The organism is Nocardia sp. NPDC049220 (assembly GCF_040647855.1).
Classification (GTDB): Bacteria; Actinomycetota; Actinomycetes; order Mycobacteriales; family Mycobacteriaceae; genus Nocardia.
The window spans coordinates 158,168-172,166 of record NZ_JBEZDA010000005.1 but is presented as its reverse complement, the minus strand read 5'-3'; the positions used below and the strand labels follow the sequence as shown (position 1 = coordinate 172,166).

Sequence of the window (13,999 nt, the reverse complement as noted above, 5' to 3'; positions counted from 1 at the left end):
AGCGCGGAGGCCGAGTTGTTCGACGCAGGCGCTACGGTGAGCAGCATGGAAATCGATGCTCCTGTGGCGGGGCGTGCTCTGGTGGTGGTCGTCGACGATCGAACGGCGCATGGAGGTGTTGACTCGCTCGGACCGCTGGTTACCGAGCTGCTCACCGAGGCCGGTTTCCTCGTGGACGCGTCGGTGTCGGTGCAGGCCGACGAGGTGGAGATCCGTAACGCGCTGAATACCGCGGTGATCGGCGGTGTCGACTTGGTGATCTCGGTCGGTGGTACCGGTATGTCCCCGCGGGACGTCACGCCGGAAGCCACCTCGCAGGTGCTCGACCGTGAGTTGCCGGGAATCAGTGAGGCGCTGCGTTCCTCCGGTCGGGTGGCGGGCTCACTGGATGCGGGCCTTTCTCGTGGGGTGGCAGGCGTGTCCGGAAGCACCCTGGTGGTCAATCTGCCCGGCAGCCGGTCCGCGGTTCGTGATGGCATGGCGACACTCGGTCCGCTCGCCAGCAGGGTGATCGGCGAGCTGTCCGGATTGGTCGAATAATCACGACTACGCCGCCCTCGGACAGCCCTCGCCCGGCGATTCGCCGGGCGAGGGATGATGCGCGTCTAGCGAAGATTTTCGGTGCGACCTTGCCCGAGACCACCGGTGACGAGCGCGGAGACGACCGCGACGACCCTCGATCCTCCGACGATTGGCTCCGTGCGCAGGTTCCGCCGCATCACGGTTGAGCGAGCTATCTACGTAGTAGCTACGTATTAGCGCTCCCGGATGCCGCAATTAACGCGCAATCATTTCCTTCTGAAAGTAATCCGCGCGATATATTTACGGTCTTGTCCCGTATGCCGGCACTGGCGCTGTTGTGACGAATGGCGAATGACCTGGGCCCGCCGGCGGTAGCGGTTGGACATTTATGCACGTCATGCCATATCAAAATGTTCGCAACTGTGAGTTACGTCACTTTGAAATTTACGAAAGCTTGCGTTGCAGCGTTGTTTCCGAGCGTTTAATGTTCGCCATCGAGCCACCACAACCGGATCCCACCAGGCCCGGAGTATCGCGCGGTGAGACGACCTCGACGGAACCTGGCTCGGTTCCATAGCCAGCCAGGTCGTTGCGCCGAAATTACAGCCGGTTACGCATCGGCAACAATGTATGGACACACTGAGCTGGGCCTGAGAGGGACCAGTCCAGCCTCGATGGTCGAGGCTGACTGTTTGAACCTGATGAGGGGAAGTATGAGCGAGAACCGCACCAACGGCCTGCGTCGCGGTGCCCGCGTCGCAGGCGTCGGCGCCGCCGCGGCAGTTGCCATGGGCCTGCTATCGACCGGTGCCGCCAATGCCGATACCTTCGTGCCGTTGCCGGACGGCCAGAAGGTGGGACCTGGCGTGACGATCACCAGGACGGGGGAGCGTGCTCTGGTCTCGCCATCCCTGGCGGCCAATGGCGCTGGCCGCGTTGTCTGGGTATCGGGCAACGCCATTGCCGACGTCTCCGTCACACCGGAGGGCTCCATCGGCCCGAACAATGGTGCAGCCGGAGGCCCCGGCACCAACAACTCCTCGACGCACGGCGCGTCTCAGTTGAGCACCGGCTACATCGTCGGCTGCCAGGTCAGCATCGCTGATGACGCGATCTCCGCCGGCGTGTCCGGTGGCGTCAACCTCAGCGGCGCCAGCGCCGGTGGGTCGATCGGGCTGAACCTCGGCCCGGGTGAAGTCAAGTTCGTTCAGATCGACTACAAGGACATCCTGAAGCCTGGTGTCTACTCCGTCGAGTACCAGGACGCCGAGATCCAGCTCCAGGGCTGTGCGGGCTACGCGCAGGCGCGTTCCTACACGGTCGTCGAGATCATCGGTGATGACTACTCGAAGACCACGCTCTACGGGATGCCGTTCAGCATCGGCTGACATCTGTCGAATCCAACGAACCACCTTCCCGCTGAAGCGGACTCACTCAACCCTCGAGGGGTAACAACCATGTTCAACCGTAAGAACTTGGCACGGATGGCCGGTGTCGGCGCCGCTGCCACCGTGGCCATGGGCCTGTTCTCGACCGGTGCGGCGAACGCCGACACCTTCGTTCCGCTGCCGGGCGGCGAGCTCACCAAGACGCTGTCCGACGGCACCGTGGTGACGATTCGTCTGGTCGGCGAGTCGGCCAACATCAATCCATCCATGGGCTCGACCCCGCTGCATCGCAACGCATGGGTGTCGGGCAGCGCTCAGGTCGAGCTGTCCGGCACCGCCGGCGGAAAGATCTTCCCCGGTTACACCGTCGGCTGCCAGGTCAACATCGCGGGCGGCGGCGCCACCGGTGGGGTCGACGGCAGCGTGGACTGGAGCGACGGCCAAAACGTCACCGGCGGCGTCGGCGCCAACTCCGGCGGCAATCTGACGCTGGGTCCTGGTCAGGCCAAGTCCTTCTATGTCCTCGACCAAGAGGCGGCCGACGACTTCGGTAACGAGGTGCACAAGACCCGTAACGCCTTCAAGGGCACCAGCGGCTCGGTGACCTGGTCCGACGAGACCATCGGTCTGTCCGGCTGTGGCGGTTACGCACAGGCGCGGGCGTTCGTCAGCGTCAGCGTCGAGACCGACAACGTCGTCACCTGGGTGACGCTGTGGGGTCAGCCTTTCAGTCTCGGCTGAGTGATCGCGGGTGAAAAGCCCGCCGGCACCAACGAAATGGGCTCGTCGCATCTGCGGCGGGCCCATTTCGTTGTGAAACCGATTACTGTGAAACATCACTCGCGATCCTAGCCGGATCGCATGCGGATCGCTGGCGGTTCGACGTGGCTTGCCTGAAATTCCTGAAAAGTCTGGTTGGTGCCGAATAATAGTGTACGGGCCGCGCTCGCTCGACCTGCGATGTCGGCGGACCGCCTGGTGGACAGCACATTCCATCGGGCACCGTCGGCCTCGAGCGACCTGCCCACCCCAACACCGCAGGGTGGACAGACGCAACCTGACAAGGAAAGTATGACCAAGTACCGCCGCACCAACAGACTGTCCCGAGCTGTCCGCATCGCTGGTGCCGCCACCGTGACAACCGTTGCCACTGGTTTGTTTTCGACCGGTGCCGCGAATGCCGATGTGTTCGTGCCGTTGCCGGACGGCCAGAAGTACGGCCCTGGCGTCACTCTCACCCATGTGGGTGAACGCGCCGTGATCTCCCCTTCCCTGGCTGCGAACGGTGCCGGCCGTGTCGTGTGGGTGACGGGGAATGCCATTGCCGACGTATCCGTCACGCCCGAAGGGACAATCGGGCCCACCAATGGCCCGGGAAACGCACCGGGCACCAATAATTCGTCGACCCATGGGGTTTCGCAGATCAGCACCGGCTATGTCGTCGGCTGCCAGGTCAGCATCGCTGATGACGCGATCTCCGCGGGCGTGTCCGGTGGCGTCAATGTCAGCGGCGCGAGTCTCGGCGGTTCGATCGGGTTGCAGTTGGGTCCCGGCGAGGTCCGGTTCGTCAGCCTTGATTACAAGGACATCCTGAAGCCCGGCGTGTACGCCGTCGAGTATCAGGATGCCGAGATTCAAGTCCAAGGCTGCGCCGGCTACGCCCAGGCGCGTTCCTACACGGTTGTCGAGATCATCGGCGATGACTACTCGAAGACCACCCTGTATGGGATGCCGTTCAGCATCGGCTGAGCCGACCGGATTCGTCAAAACTATTCTCGCCGAGGCGAACTCGATTCTGGAGGGGTAACAACATCATGATCGACCACAAGAAGTCGGTGCGCGTGGCCGGGCTGTGCGCATCTGCTGCCATAGCGTTAGGTCTGCTGTCGACCGGTGCGGCGAACGCCGACACCTTCGTTCCGCTGCCGGGCGGCGAGCTCACCAAGACGCTGTCGGACGGCACCGTGGTGACGATTCGTCTGGTCGGCGAGTCGGCGACCATCAATCCGTCCATGGGCTCGACCCCGCTGCATCGCAACGCGTGGGTGTCGGGCAGCGCTCAGGTCGAGCTGTCCGGCGCCGCGGGCGGCTTCCTCTTTCCCGGCTACACCGTCGGCTGCCAGGTCAACATCGCGGGCGGCGGCGCCACCGGCGGTGCCGACGCCGGTGTGAACTGGAGTGACGGACAGAACATGCGGCCCTCGGTCGGGGCGAACTCCGGCGGCAATCTGTCGCTGGGTCCTGGTCAGGCCAAGTCCTTCTATGTCCTCGACCTCGAGCAGGCCGACGACTTCGGCAACTCGGCACACCGGACGAATATCAGGTTCAAAGGCACGCACGGCTCGGTCACCTGGGCGGATGAAACCATTGGTCTGTCCGGCTGTGGCGGCTACGCGCAGGCGCGGGCGTTTGTCAGCGTCGAGGTCGAGACCGAGAACGTCAGCACCTGGGTGACGTTGTGGGGAGCGCCGTTCAGCCTCGGTTGAGCGTGGGTAACCATTCGAACAAACGCGAAGGGGCTCGTCGTGACGGGCCCTTCCCTCTGTGGCGCGGTCGATTTCAAAATTCGTGCCGTCCGCCTTCGCTGGCCCGAGCCTCGGCGAGAAGATCGCGGATCTGGATCAGTATGTCCGAATCGGTCAGGGCGGAGTCGTCGGGCCGGACCTGCTTCTTCATATGTGTCGCAGGCACCACGAGCACGAAGTACAGCACTATGGCGATGATGATGAAGTTGATTAGGGCTGTGATGATCGGGCCGACCTGAACGAACGTTGCTGGCTTGTCGGCAATCAGGCGGAAACCGAGACCGACCTCGTCGCTGCCGCCGAAGACGGCGAGAATCGGATTGACGACACCACTGCTGAACGCGGTGATGATCGCGACGAACGCCGTACCGATGATCACGGCAACCGCCAGGTCGACGACATTGCCGCGGAACAGAAACTCCTTGAAACCCTTGAGCATTGCCGATGTCTCCTCTTCGTGTGGAGCTGACCAGTCGTGCTCGGCGGTCCCCACCTGCCGGTATGCCAGATGGTAGTAGACGGCAATGGCAAATTACTGGCGAACTGGTTCGGCCGGTATGTCGGTCAATGGAAGACGACGGTGAGTGCAGTGCGCAGCGAGGCCACCGCCACAGCGGTGGCGCGTTCGGCGTCCATGGCGACCAGCACTATGCGTTCGGCGTCACCACGTCCGTCGCCGGGGCCGGCGACCAGGATGACGGCGGCGTCGGTGGCAAGGGTTCGGGCCGGTCGGGTGCCTGGTCCGGCTGTTTCCTCGGCGCCGACCACGTCGACGCGGTCGCCTGCGCGCAGAATCTCGGCGACCGCGGTGTCGGCCAACCGGATCGGAACGATCCTGGCGTCACGCGTGCCGGAGGCCGCGGCGGCGAGCCGTGGCCCGACGACGCGCAGGTCGGTGAAAACCTCGCCCTCGCGCATGGCGCCGGTCAGGGTCGCTCCCACCAGCGCGGCCGGGTCGGCGACCACTCCGGCGGGTAGGGTGCCCGCTTCGCGCGGCGCCGAACGTAAGTCGCCCGCCGCGAGCAGGTGTCCCGGCGCCAGATCTCGATCTGCGAGCACGATCGTCGTGCGCTCGGCGCCAGGGTCGCCGCGGAAGAAGAGAAAGGCTGCGAGCACTGCGAAGGCGGCGGCGAGTAGCCGTCGACCGAGCACGGCGTCGGCCCAGGGTGGGCGTTGCCACACCGAGTCCCAGCCGCCCCGGCCGAGAGTGGCGAGTGTGCGAGTCATGGCCGGATCCTATGGCCGCGGACGCACGGACCCGGTGGGGAGAACCGCGGACTGTGAATATCCCGAACGGGTTGTGGAAAACCGTCGAATCAGCTGGCTACAGCGGTGCTGGCCGCCGTAGCGGCACCGCTCGACGCGCCGGATTCGGTGGCCGGAGCCGAAGAACTGTTCGAACCGCTGTCGGACTTGGCGGGCTCGCTCGCGGTGGAAGCGCCACCACGGCTGTCGGTGCGGTAGAAACCGCTGCCCTTGAAAACGATGCCAACCGAGTTGAACAGCTTGCGCAGCTTCCCAGAGCACTCCGAGCAGACGCTCAGGGCCTCGTCGGAAAAGGACTGAACAATATCGAAGCGGTTGTCACACTCGGTGCACGCGTACGAATAAGTTGGCACAGGATCCTCCGCGGGTTCGTCAATCTGGCACTCTACAGCCGACAGTGCCAACACCGCCAATCGGTATTTCATTCCGCGATGCTATTGCCGCCCAGCTGTCGCAAGCCGCCGTGCGGCGTCAATGCCCAGCCCATGCGCAGATCATGAGGTTCCTCGGGGAGCCGGTCGACCAACTCGTCGTCCCGGACCACCGCGACCAGGCGAGCATCCGCGCGTGCGGCCGACAGCGTGCGGTCGTAGTAGCCTGCGCCACGTCCGAGCCGGACGCCGCGCCGGTCGACGGCTAGCGCCGGGACCAGGATCAACTCGGCCCGGCCGACGGTCGTAGGGGGCAGTACCGCGCCCGTAGGCTCCAGCAAGCCGAAGCGGGCTCGACGCAAACTATCCGTGCCGGTGTATTCGCCCCAACTGAGCGGACCCGGTGGTCCGGTGACCGGCAGAAGCACCCGCGCGCCACCCGCCAGCAATGCGTCCAGCATCGCCGTGGAGCCGGGCTCGGCGTCAACCGGTACATACGCGCAGACCCATGCACGTGCGCCGAGACAACCAGCCGCCGCGGCGAGTGCGATCGCCTCGTTCGCGCGATCGGCGGCGCTCACCACGGCCCGCCGGGCGAGTAATTCGGCGCGCCACGCATGTTTGGCACGCTCGCCGGGCATCTCCACGGTGATCACCATAGGCTCACCCCGGTACCGGTCGGCGCGACGCCGGTCCGGCGGCGTGATGGATGGATAGGGTATGCGTATGACAGCAAAGGCCGGACAGCCTGGTGACGCCGTGCCGGTGTCGTGCTTCCGCACAGCCGTGGTGCCCGCGGCCGGGCTCGGAACACGATTCCTCCCCGCGACCAAGACGGTGCCCAAGGAACTTCTTCCGGTGGTGGACACCCCCGGTATCGAACTTGTCGCCAGCGAAGCCGCCAGCTCCGGCGCCGAGCGGCTGGTGATCGTCACCTCGCCGGGCAAGGACGGTGTGGTCGCGCACTTCGTCGAGGACCTGGTGTTGGAGAGCACGCTCGCCGAGCGCGGCAAATTCCATCTGCTGGAGAAAGTGCGCAAGGCGCCCGGGCTGCTCGACGTCACCTCCGTGGTGCAGGAAGAGCCACTCGGGCTCGGCCACGCGGTCGCGCAGGCGGAAAAAGCCCTCGACGACGACGAGGACGCCATCGCGGTGTTGCTGCCGGACGACCTCGTGCTGCCGTGCGGTGTCCTCGACGTGATGAGCCGGGTGCGCCGTAAGCGCGGTGGAACGGTGCTGTGCGCCATCGACGTACCGAAGGACGAGGTCAGCGCCTACGGTGTCTTCGACGTGGCGCCGGTGCCGGACGCGGTGAACCCGAATGTGCTGCGGGTCAAAGGAATGGTGGAGAAGCCCGCCCTTGCCGACGCGCCGTCGACCTTCGCCGCCGCGGGCCGATACCTCTTGGATCGCGCCATCTTCGACGCGCTGCGCCGGATTGATCCGGGCGCCGGCGGCGAACTGCAACTCACCGACGCCGTCGCACTGCTCATCTCCGAAGGTCATCCGGTTCATGTGGTGGTGCACCGTGGGTCGCGCCACGATTTGGGCAACCCGGGCGGTTATCTTCGTGCTGCGGTCGATTTCGCGCTGGAGCGAGCCGAATACGGCCCCGCCTTGCGCGAGTGGCTGGAGCACCGACTCGGTCCGGACTGGGATCCGCAGCTGACGACCTACGACTGACGAGCCTGTTGGGTTTCGCCGAGAGTGGACCGTCGGGTACGAATGAGGGTTCACCGCGGTGTGCGCGAACGCGGGTGCGCCGCGTCGGGATCACGCGAACACGGTGCGGCGGAGTCGGATGGAGTGCGGAGAGGATCAGGAAGGGCTGGATGCGCTCGGTTGAGGATCAGCAGATCAAGGTGACCGCGGCGGCGGTCGCGCCGCGCCCGGTCCGGGTCGCGATCTCCGAGGCCCACGGCCTGCTGTGCGCCGAGGATGTGGTCACCGAGCGGCCGCTGCCCGGCTTCGATCAGGCCGCGATCGACGGTTACGCGGTGCGCAGTGTCGACGTCGCCTCCGCGGGCGCCGACATCCGCAACGAGGACGGTGATCTCGTCGACCTGACCCTCCCGGTAGTCGGCGAGGTGGAGGCCGGATCGCGGCAGCCGATTCGGTTGCAGCCGCGACAGACCGTCCGGGTGGACACCGGTGCTCCGATGCCGACGCTGGCCGACGCGGTGCTCCCGCTGGATTTCACCGACGGTGGGCGGGCCAGGATCAAGGTGTATGAGTCGGTGCGCTCCGGCGATTACGTGCGGCGCATCGGTGACGATGTGCAGCCGGGCGATGTCGCGGTACGCGCCGGCACCATCATCGGCGCGGCCCAGGTGGGACTGCTTGCCGCCGTCGGGCAAGACAAGGTGCTGGTGCATCCGCGCCCGCGGTTGTCGGTGCTTTCGGTGGGCGGTGAGTTGATCGATATCGATCGCACGCCCGGCCCCGGACAGGTGTACGACGTGAACTCCTACGCGCTGGCCGCGGCCGCGCGGGACGCGGGTGCGGATGTGAACCGTGTCGGCATCGTGAGTTCCGATCCGCGGCGCCTCCGCGATGTGGTCGAGGGGCAGTTGGTGCGGTCCGAAGTCGTCGTCATCGCGGGCGCGGTCGGCGGCTGGGCCTCCGAGCAGGTTCGCGAGGCGCTCGAAGGGCTCGGTGAACTCGAAATCGCCCGGGTGGCCATGCATCCTGGATCGGTGCAGGGCTTCGGCCGACTCGGCCGCGACGAGGTGCCGACCTTCCTGCTGCCGTCCAACCCGGTCGGTGCGCTGGTGGTGTTCGAGGTGATGGTGCGACCACTGATCCGAATCGCGTTGGGACGCAGGCAACCCATGCGTCGGATCGTGCGCGCCAGGACGATCACTCCGATAAGTTCCATGATCGGGCGCAAAGGGTATCTGCGCGCACAACTCTTACGCGATGAGGCGACCGGCGAATACCTCGTGCAGCCGCTCGGTGGTGCGAACTCGTCCTCACATCTGTTGGCGACGCTCGCCGAGGCGAACAGCCTGATCGTGATCGATCCGGACGATGCCGAGATCCGCACTGGTGACGAGGTTCAGGTCGCCTTTCTCGCGCAGCGTGGCTGAGGCGTGGAATCCATGAATGTGTTCCGAGCCACGCAGCATCCGGGATGGCCTGCGCGACTCGGTCCGGTCCGGGTCGACGCGGGGCGGGTGACGTTGCGTCCGGTGCGACTGCGTGACGCGGCGGCGTGGAGCCGGATCCGCTTGCGCGACCGGGCGCATCTCGAGCCGTGGGAGCCGACCGGACGCGGGGCGTGGGAGGCGCGCAATCACGCGTCCAACTGGCCCGCGCTGTGGTCGAGTCTGAAGGCGGAGGCGCGCCGCGGTGCGATGATCCCCTTGGTGATCGAGGTGGACGGCGCCTTCACTGGGCAACTGACCGTTGGCAACATCGTGCGGGGTGCGCTGCGCTCGGCCTGGATCGGCTACTGGGTGGCCAAGGACCTCAGCGGACAGGGTGTCGCTACCGCAGCGCTCGCGCTCGGCCTCGATCATTGTTTCGGGCCGGTCGGTCTGCATCGGGTCGAAGCGACCGTGCGGCCGGAGAATCTGGCCAGCCAGGCGGTGCTGCGCAATGTCGGGTTCCGGGAGGAAGGGCTGCTTCGACGCTACCTCGACGTCGACGGCGCGTGGCGGGATCACCTGCTGGTCGGCCTGACCGTCGAGGAACTCACGGGGACAGTTCTGGATCGGCTGGTTCGAGAGGGGCGCGCCACCCTGCTGTGAACCCGACGCGCCCGGTGCGACCGACGCGCGGTGGAATTGGTGGAAATGTGACGGGTGTGGCGGATGTGCACGGCGCGCCTGCCGGACCTGACCGCTACCCGGAATTAGCCTACGGACGTCGGTGGTGCGTCTTGCAACACCGGCAGGGAGCCTGCGAGGCGACCGGTGTCCACGCCGCAGTGTCGGACGGAGGCCGGCGGACGCGGGGCGTGTTACGCACCGCTCGCGGGCCGAGCCGGATGAATCCAGGCGGGGACGGAGGTGCTGACCGAGATGCCGAATTCGATCCTGTGGATCGGACTGGTCGTGCTCTGGGTCTTCGTCCTGTTCCCGATCCTCGCCGACCGCCATCCGAGAATACGCAGGACCACCGACGCCGCGCTGGCGACCAGAGTCCTGCACCGCGGCGGCGGAAAACGACGACTCAGAAAAGGCCCGGCTGCCGGGCATGAAACCGATCCGAACTGGCGGCCCCGCCGCGTACCGAGAAAGTATTCCCACAGCGATGATGCGGAGGACCGGATGACAACACCGGCCGACGAGTCCGTCACCGAGGCTGACGAGGAAGACGTGACCGTGGCCGCCGAGGCCGCGAGATCCGGCATCGCTGACGCCGAATCGGACAACGTAGAGCTGACCGAGGTCGACCTCGATACCGGTGAATCGGATGACGACGAGCTGGCCGACCGCGCCTTCCGCGCCGGTGAATCCGACGATCGGGACTTCCTCGGTGCTGAATCGGACGACGAGGGGGCCGACCTCGGCCGCGATATCCCCACACCGGACGACGGCGAGTCGGCGGACCATTACGGCGAGTCGGAGGACTACGAAGCTGCGGAAGTGGCTGCGTGGAACGACCCGGCGGCCGATGATGGCGGTGTGGGCGAAAGCCATTTCGAACCGGCCGCGGCCAGGATACCTCCCGTGTGGAGCGCCGCACCCGCCCGCCTAGACGATTTCGAGTACGACGAGTACGACGAACACGACGAAAATCTCTGGTACGAACCAGAGTTCGTGCCATCTCGGCGTGGTCGCGGCGGCTTCGACCCCGAGGCCGACGCGATCGCCCGCGCGGCCCGCTACGGTTTTCGGCAGCGGGCAGTGCTCGGCCTAGTGCTCGCCGCCCTGCTGGGCGGTGCGCTCGCGGTCGTGTTCAACGCACTGTTGTGGTGGGCATGTGGGCTGGCCACGGTCGTGCTGGTGGGCTATCTGGCCTATCTGCGCAAGCAGGTGCGAATGGAGGAGGAGATCCGTCGCAGGCGCGCCGCCCGTCTCACTCGCGGCCAACAGCACGGCGAAGCGGGCAACCGTCAGCGCCGGGCCGGCGTCCCGGAACCGCACAGCAGTATGGACCGCGATACCGCCCGCGCCCTCCGTCGCCGCTCAGTACTCGTGGAGCCCGATGACGAAGACCCCATGTTCGACCACCTCGATCCCTTCGATCCGGCCACCGCCCGCGCTCTGCGCACCCGCACCGGGCGCGACATCCGCCGTGCCGCAGGCGCCTGAGGGTTACTATCCGGGCAGGTCAGATTACCGATTCGGAGACGCGGCAGGTGGCCTGATACAGTGTCACAGCGCGGTTCCCCGGAGCCGCACGGGGCTATAGCGCAGTTGGTAGCGCGTCTCGTTCGCATCGAGAAGGTCAGGGGTTCGATTCCCCTTAGCTCCACCAGATGTCCCTCACTTGTACCCGAGTGCCTATGCGGTAGCGGGTAGAAGTGAGGGACATTTTCTGTTTCCGGAGTCCTGCTCGAGAGCCTGTGGCCCCTTAAGCTGAGGCCTCCAGTAGCGCGTAGGCACCGACTCCGAGGTGGGACCCGAGGAAGCCCTCGTTCGCCCGATCGCGCTCGATTGGATGCGCCGGTGTGGACGGCGTCCTTTGCTTCGCCTGCCCGTCAGACTTTCCCGGCCGTGCGCTCGAGCCGCTCTGTGACTGTCTGTAGAAGCTGATCGGAAAACTGCGGGTCTGCCACCGCTCGCGACATCAGCAACGCGCCGACCAGCGCGCTCAGTGTGAGCATGGCGTCGGCCCGCGCCTCATCGGGGGCCCTGTCGTCCGCTGTCTCGCTGAGGAGCGCCAGATAACTCTGTACCTGATCTTGATACGCCTCCTTGATCTCGGCTCCAGCGCGGCCTGCCGCGGCGCCGAGTGTGACCAAGGCGCATCCGGTTCCCGGAGCGTCCCGGTGGCGAGTGCTGAGGTACGAGTCGATCAGTCCCAGGTGGGGCTTCTCGGCGTTCCGCCGAGCAGCCTCCGTCATCTTGGTTTCCCCGTCGAGCAGAGCTAGCGTCACTGCCTGATTTATCAGGTCGTCGCGGGAATCGAAGTGCTTGTAGAACCCGCCGTGCGTCAGGCCTGCCTCTTTCATCAGGTCCGCGACACCCGGCCGGGCCATTCCTTCCTCGCGAATACGGCGGGCGGCGATCCGTAGGACCCGCTCACGCGACTCCGCCTTGGCTGCCTGGGAATGCCCCATGTCATGACCTCCCCGAATCCGAAAGGACGGACTGAACAAAATCTGGATTACGGTCATCATATATATCGGTACTCTCCCAGGCAATGGTCCGGGCGGTCATGCCCCGGCTCATGCTCGGGGGGCGGCCGGCAAGTGCATCGAGCCCCTTGCCTCGATCCGACCGAAGTCCGGACGTGCAGCAAGAATGGGCAGAGTGTCTTCTCGGGCTTTGCACGGACCGCCCGGCGCGGAGGAAGGATGGCAAGGCGCGGTCACTGGGCGCGTTCCCAGGTCAAAACGCCATTGCGGCGCGCACCCCAGATCATGGCGGGCTCGGGCAGGATCAGCCGGAGTCTTTCCCCGTCCCAGTTGGCAACCCGGGTCTGCGTGCCGCCCGCCCAGTTGGGAAAGAGGCTGAGTTTCACGTGGTGGACCACGCGGTCGGCTTCGAGGACCTCATAGCTTCCTCCGTAAGCCATGTAGCCGACGGCCGCCGCGGACAGCTCCTCGGGGAGTCCTTCCTCGAGCCTTCCCGCCCGAAAGTTGGGCCGTTCGGGATGCATGATCTGGGCCGACATATGGCCGTCGGCGGTGTACATGATGAGCCCCCGCGGTCGCGACCCGAAGGGTGTGACGACCTCCCCGCTCTCGATATCGGTGGCCTTGTACGAAACCAGGCGCCACGCGCCGACCAGGATATTGCGGAGTTCATCGCGGGTCATGTCTTCCTCATTGCTATCTGGCGCCGGTGCGGCGCCGGTTGGCGATTGCTCTGATGTGCGCTCCGGGGGTCGGGTCGGCTACGGCCAGCCGTCATCCGTAATCGGAGTGTCTGTCTACCGCGCCGGTGTGGGAATCGGCCGCCACGGGCGCCTCGTAGCGTGTCCTCACGTCGGCATCGGCAGGGCGGCCGTCACGCCACTCGAACTCGTGCCTCGCGGTTCCGCATGTCTGGCGTCCGAATATGTGGATGATGATCATCATATACAGCCATTGGCCGATTCTCCTTGACGGCTCAGGATGATGTATGTCATCTTGAATCTGGATTAGGTACATCATCTTGATCAGGTCAGAGTGAGGACTGTCATGACCGACACCTACGACCCCACCCGCACCGCGGTGCTGCTGGTCGACCCCTACAACGACTTCCTGTCCGAGGGAGGCAAGCTCTGGCCCCTGGTCGAGCCCGTGGCGACCGAGGTCTCCCTGCTGGACAACCTGCGCGCCGTGGTCGACGCCGGCCGGCTGGCGCACCTGCGGATCTTCTTCGTGCCCCACCGCCGCTGGCGGGAAGGCGACTACGACGACTGGGATCACCCCAACCCCACCCAGCTGCTCATCCAGCAGCGTCACACCTTCGCCATGGGCAGCGTGGGCGGGGAATTCCACCCCGACTTTCAGCCCGCCGACGGCGAAGTGATCGTCCAGGAGCACTGGGCCCAAAGCGGCTTCGCGAACACCGACTTGGACTTCCAGCTCAAGCAGCATGGCATCACCCACGTCATCGTGATCGGTCTGCTCGCCAACACCTGCATCGAGTCCACCGCCCGCTACGCCATGGAACTCGGCTACCGCGTCACCCTCGTCTGCGACGCCACCGCAGCCTTCCAGCCCGAGATGATGCACGCTGCCCATGAGCTCAACGGCCCCACCTACGCCCACACCATCGCCACGACCGCAGAACTGCTGCAGGCGCTGAAGAACGGAGAGAACTGA

General features: G+C 65.8%; 16 protein-coding genes and 1 tRNA gene. 11 read left to right on the top strand and 6 right to left on the bottom strand.

From position 1 onward, the window contains the following. Window positions 1-45 precede the first annotated feature (45 nt). The 5 genes from AB0C34_RS16290 to AB0C34_RS16270 all read left to right on the top strand — a co-directional run bounded on the left by AB0C34_RS16290 (window position 46) and on the right by AB0C34_RS16270 (window position 4,396). Window positions 46-540 carry a MogA/MoaB family molybdenum cofactor biosynthesis protein gene (locus tag AB0C34_RS16290; RefSeq protein WP_357073042.1) on the top strand — a complete coding sequence of 165 codons (495 nt, stop codon included), beginning with the start codon at window positions 46-48 and terminating at the stop codon, window positions 538-540. 695 nt (window positions 541-1,235) lie between these two features. Continuing rightward, entirely contained in the window at window positions 1,236-1,910 is a 675-nt protein-coding gene (locus AB0C34_RS16285) for an MspA family porin (RefSeq protein ID WP_357073039.1), read from the top strand. 69 nt (window positions 1,911-1,979) lie between these two features. Continuing rightward, window positions 1,980-2,651, top strand: coding sequence for an MspA family porin (locus AB0C34_RS16280; protein WP_357072666.1), 672 nt, complete (start codon window positions 1,980-1,982; stop codon window positions 2,649-2,651). 330 nt (window positions 2,652-2,981) lie between these two features. Further along, window positions 2,982-3,659 (top strand): MspA family porin, encoded by a 678-nt coding sequence (locus AB0C34_RS16275; protein ID WP_357072663.1) that lies wholly within the window; start codon window positions 2,982-2,984, stop codon window positions 3,657-3,659. Window positions 3,660-3,724: 65 nt separating this feature from the next. Next, the gene (locus AB0C34_RS16270) at window positions 3,725-4,396 is read left to right on the top strand and encodes an MspA family porin (protein ID WP_357072660.1); all 672 of its coding nucleotides are present in this window, start codon (window positions 3,725-3,727) and stop codon (window positions 4,394-4,396) included. Between the two features lie 73 nt (window positions 4,397-4,469). On the opposite strand, the gene mscL is transcribed toward AB0C34_RS16270, so the two are convergent. The 4 genes from mscL to AB0C34_RS16250 form a co-directional block, all read right to left on the bottom strand. Then, window positions 4,470-4,874 carry a large conductance mechanosensitive channel protein MscL gene (gene mscL / locus AB0C34_RS16265; RefSeq protein ID WP_357072657.1) on the bottom strand — a complete coding sequence of 135 codons (405 nt, stop codon included), beginning with the start codon at window positions 4,872-4,874 and terminating at the stop codon, window positions 4,470-4,472. Window positions 4,875-4,999: 125 nt separating this feature from the next. Next, window positions 5,000-5,662 carry an SAF domain-containing protein gene (locus AB0C34_RS16260; protein ID WP_357072654.1) on the bottom strand — a complete coding sequence of 221 codons (663 nt, stop codon included), beginning with the start codon at window positions 5,660-5,662 and terminating at the stop codon, window positions 5,000-5,002. Between the two features lie 89 nt (window positions 5,663-5,751). Next, on the bottom strand, window positions 5,752-6,054 hold the full coding sequence (locus AB0C34_RS16255; RefSeq protein ID WP_357073036.1) for an FmdB family zinc ribbon protein: 303 nt from the start codon (window positions 6,052-6,054) through the stop codon (window positions 5,752-5,754). A gap of 68 nt (window positions 6,055-6,122) precedes the next feature. Further along, entirely contained in the window at window positions 6,123-6,731 is a 609-nt protein-coding gene (locus tag AB0C34_RS16250; RefSeq protein WP_357072651.1) for a 5-formyltetrahydrofolate cyclo-ligase, read from the bottom strand. Window positions 6,732-6,798: 67 nt separating this feature from the next. On the opposite strand from AB0C34_RS16250, the gene AB0C34_RS16245 reads away from it, so the two are divergent. From AB0C34_RS16245 to AB0C34_RS16225, 5 genes are all read left to right on the top strand, one after another. After that, a complete protein-coding gene (locus tag AB0C34_RS16245) occupies window positions 6,799-7,755 on the top strand; it encodes a UTP--glucose-1-phosphate uridylyltransferase (RefSeq protein ID WP_357072648.1) in 957 nt (318 codons plus the stop codon). A 149-nt stretch (window positions 7,756-7,904) separates the two neighbouring features. Next, window positions 7,905-9,161 carry a gephyrin-like molybdotransferase Glp gene (gene glp / locus AB0C34_RS16240; RefSeq protein WP_357072645.1) on the top strand — a complete coding sequence of 419 codons (1,257 nt, stop codon included), beginning with the start codon at window positions 7,905-7,907 and terminating at the stop codon, window positions 9,159-9,161. 12 nt (window positions 9,162-9,173) lie between these two features. Further along, window positions 9,174-9,824: a GNAT family protein gene (locus AB0C34_RS16235; RefSeq protein ID WP_357072642.1), complete on the top strand. Its 651-nt coding sequence runs from the start codon at window positions 9,174-9,176 to the stop codon at window positions 9,822-9,824. A 273-nt stretch (window positions 9,825-10,097) separates the two neighbouring features. Then, entirely contained in the window at window positions 10,098-11,333 is a 1,236-nt protein-coding gene (gene glpR, locus AB0C34_RS16230; RefSeq protein WP_357072639.1) for a gephyrin-like molybdotransferase receptor GlpR, read from the top strand. A 90-nt stretch (window positions 11,334-11,423) separates the two neighbouring features. After that, window positions 11,424-11,499, top strand: a tRNA-Ala gene (locus AB0C34_RS16225). A gap of 223 nt (window positions 11,500-11,722) precedes the next feature. On the opposite strand, the gene AB0C34_RS16220 is transcribed toward AB0C34_RS16225, so the two are convergent. Together AB0C34_RS16220 and AB0C34_RS16215 are read right to left on the bottom strand one after the other, a co-directional pair. After that, complete coding sequence (locus AB0C34_RS16220; protein WP_357072636.1) at window positions 11,723-12,304, bottom strand: TetR/AcrR family transcriptional regulator; 582 nt, start codon at window positions 12,302-12,304, stop codon at window positions 11,723-11,725. Window positions 12,305-12,555: 251 nt separating this feature from the next. Next, on the bottom strand, window positions 12,556-13,005 hold the full coding sequence (locus AB0C34_RS16215; protein WP_357072633.1) for a lipocalin-like domain-containing protein: 450 nt from the start codon (window positions 13,003-13,005) through the stop codon (window positions 12,556-12,558). 364 nt (window positions 13,006-13,369) lie between these two features. Between AB0C34_RS16215 and AB0C34_RS16210 the strand changes: the two genes are divergently transcribed. Next, entirely contained in the window at window positions 13,370-13,999 is a 630-nt protein-coding gene (locus AB0C34_RS16210; protein ID WP_357072630.1) for an isochorismatase family cysteine hydrolase, read from the top strand.

Excerpts from the sequence above, each read along its gene's own strand:
- AB0C34_RS16270 (WP_357072660.1), top strand. The coding sequence starts at position 3,725 with ATGATCGACCACAAGAAGTCGGTGCGCGTGGCCGGGCTGTGCGCATCT.
- AB0C34_RS16275 (WP_357072663.1), top strand. The coding sequence starts at position 2,982 with ATGACCAAGTACCGCCGCACCAACAGACTGTCCCGAGCTGTCCGCATC.
- AB0C34_RS16245 (WP_357072648.1), top strand. The coding sequence starts at position 6,799 with ATGACAGCAAAGGCCGGACAGCCTGGTGACGCCGTGCCGGTGTCGTGC.
- AB0C34_RS16285 (WP_357073039.1), top strand. The coding sequence starts at position 1,236 with ATGAGCGAGAACCGCACCAACGGCCTGCGTCGCGGTGCCCGCGTCGCA.
- glpR (WP_357072639.1), top strand. The coding sequence starts at position 10,098 with ATGCCGAATTCGATCCTGTGGATCGGACTGGTCGTGCTCTGGGTCTTC.
- AB0C34_RS16280 (WP_357072666.1), top strand. The coding sequence starts at position 1,980 with ATGTTCAACCGTAAGAACTTGGCACGGATGGCCGGTGTCGGCGCCGCT.
- AB0C34_RS16235 (WP_357072642.1), top strand. The coding sequence starts at position 9,174 with ATGAATGTGTTCCGAGCCACGCAGCATCCGGGATGGCCTGCGCGACTC.
- AB0C34_RS16250 (WP_357072651.1), bottom strand. The coding sequence starts at position 6,731 with ATGGTGATCACCGTGGAGATGCCCGGCGAGCGTGCCAAACATGCGTGG.
- glp (WP_357072645.1), top strand. The coding sequence starts at position 7,905 with ATGCGCTCGGTTGAGGATCAGCAGATCAAGGTGACCGCGGCGGCGGTC.
- AB0C34_RS16290 (WP_357073042.1), top strand. The coding sequence starts at position 46 with ATGGAAATCGATGCTCCTGTGGCGGGGCGTGCTCTGGTGGTGGTCGTC.
- AB0C34_RS16210 (WP_357072630.1), top strand. The coding sequence starts at position 13,370 with ATGACCGACACCTACGACCCCACCCGCACCGCGGTGCTGCTGGTCGAC.
- AB0C34_RS16220 (WP_357072636.1), bottom strand. The coding sequence starts at position 12,304 with ATGGGGCATTCCCAGGCAGCCAAGGCGGAGTCGCGTGAGCGGGTCCTA.
- AB0C34_RS16260 (WP_357072654.1), bottom strand. The coding sequence starts at position 5,662 with ATGACTCGCACACTCGCCACTCTCGGCCGGGGCGGCTGGGACTCGGTG.
- mscL (WP_357072657.1), bottom strand. The coding sequence starts at position 4,874 with ATGCTCAAGGGTTTCAAGGAGTTTCTGTTCCGCGGCAATGTCGTCGAC.
- AB0C34_RS16215 (WP_357072633.1), bottom strand. The coding sequence starts at position 13,005 with ATGACCCGCGATGAACTCCGCAATATCCTGGTCGGCGCGTGGCGCCTG.